This window comes from Hansschlegelia beijingensis (assembly GCF_045505405.1).
GTDB classification, from domain to species: Bacteria; Pseudomonadota; Alphaproteobacteria; order Rhizobiales; family Methylopilaceae; genus Methylopila; species Methylopila beijingensis_A.
Genome location: NZ_JBJKEX010000550.1, coordinates 1 through 1222, shown reverse-complemented (window position 1 = coordinate 1222; position 1222 = coordinate 1). Strand labels below are relative to the sequence as shown.

General features: G+C 73.3%; 2 protein-coding genes. Both read right to left on the bottom strand.

Features of this window, described 5'->3' with window-relative positions:
• The coding region (locus tag ACIKT0_RS18600; protein WP_407106794.1) for a murein hydrolase activator EnvC family protein at positions 1-883 on the bottom strand (883 nt) is incomplete at its 3' end.
• 51 nt (positions 884-934) lie between these two features.
• The coding region (locus tag ACIKT0_RS18595; protein ID WP_407106793.1) for a 23S rRNA (pseudouridine(1915)-N(3))-methyltransferase RlmH at positions 935-1222 on the bottom strand (288 nt) is incomplete at its 5' end.

Below are 1222 nucleotides of genomic sequence, written 5' to 3'. Positions count from 1 at the left end.
CCTTCAGTCGTGCGATGCGGGCCCAGTCGAGCGCCACGTACTCCGCCTTGAGCGGCGCCGGATTTTGCAGCGCTGCAAGGTCGCGCCCGCCCCCGGGCGCGGCAGGAGGCGTCCTGGCGGCTTCTGCCGCAGCGCGTGCGGCCTGCTCCTGCTCCATGCGCGCGATCAGCGCCTCGAGGTCGCTGACATTGTGCGCGATCGTGGCCGCCTTGCTGGCCTCGGCCGAGAGATCGCCCTCGCGCTGGCCGAGCTGGCGCTGGCGCTCGTCGACCAGCGCGGCGAGCCGCTCGCGCTCCTCGCCGAGTTGCTTGAGCTCGCCCGCCATCGCGTCGCGCTCGCCGGTCAGCATCTGCTTCAGACGCGCCATCTCGCGCAGATCGGAGGCGAGCGACTCGGCCTCCGCCCGCATGTCGGGAACCACCGCGCCCAGCAGGATCGCGGAGCGGATCGCCTCCAGCGCGTCGTCCGGACGGACCAGCAGCGCCGGCGGCGGCTGCCGCCCCATGCGCTGCAGGGCGGCGATCACGTCCGCCAGAACCCCGCGGCGGCGCTCCAGCGACGCCTTGAGCTGGCGCTCGGATTCCCCGAGGTCGCCGATCCGGCCCGCCCGCTCCTCGATCTGCCGCTCGCGCTCCCGGATCGAGGCCGCGGTGTCGACCAGGCTCGCCTGCAGCTTGCCGCGCTCGCCCTTCAGCGCCTCGATCTCGGCGGCCAGCCGTTGGCGGCGCTCCTGCGTCTCCTTGAGGCTCTCGCGCGCCTGCTCGAGCGCCTCGCGCTGCCGCGCGGCGGCCTCGGAGGCCGACGTTGTCTCGGCGCGTGCGGCCGGCGCGGCTCCGGCGAGCGCGAGACAGATCAGCAGAGCGCGAAGCGGCCGTGACGTCATCGGGCCATTTGAAACGCCCGCCGTTAAGCCTTCGTCAACCACGAGAGCGGCTCAGCCGCGGTGGTAGGGATGGCCGGCCAGGATGGTCGCGGCGCGGTAGATCTGCTCCGCCAGCAGGATGCGGACGATCTGGTGCGGCCAGGTCATGGCGCCGAAGGCGAGACGCATGTCGGCGGTCGCCAGGAATTCGGCCGAGAAGCCGTCCGCGCCGCCGATCACGAAAGCCAGTCCCGCCGCGCCGTCGTCGCGGCGCCGGCCGACATCGGCCGCGAAAGCCTCGCTCGAGACGGTCTTGCCGCGCTCGTCGAGCGCGCAGATCGCGAAGCGCGGATCGAGCGC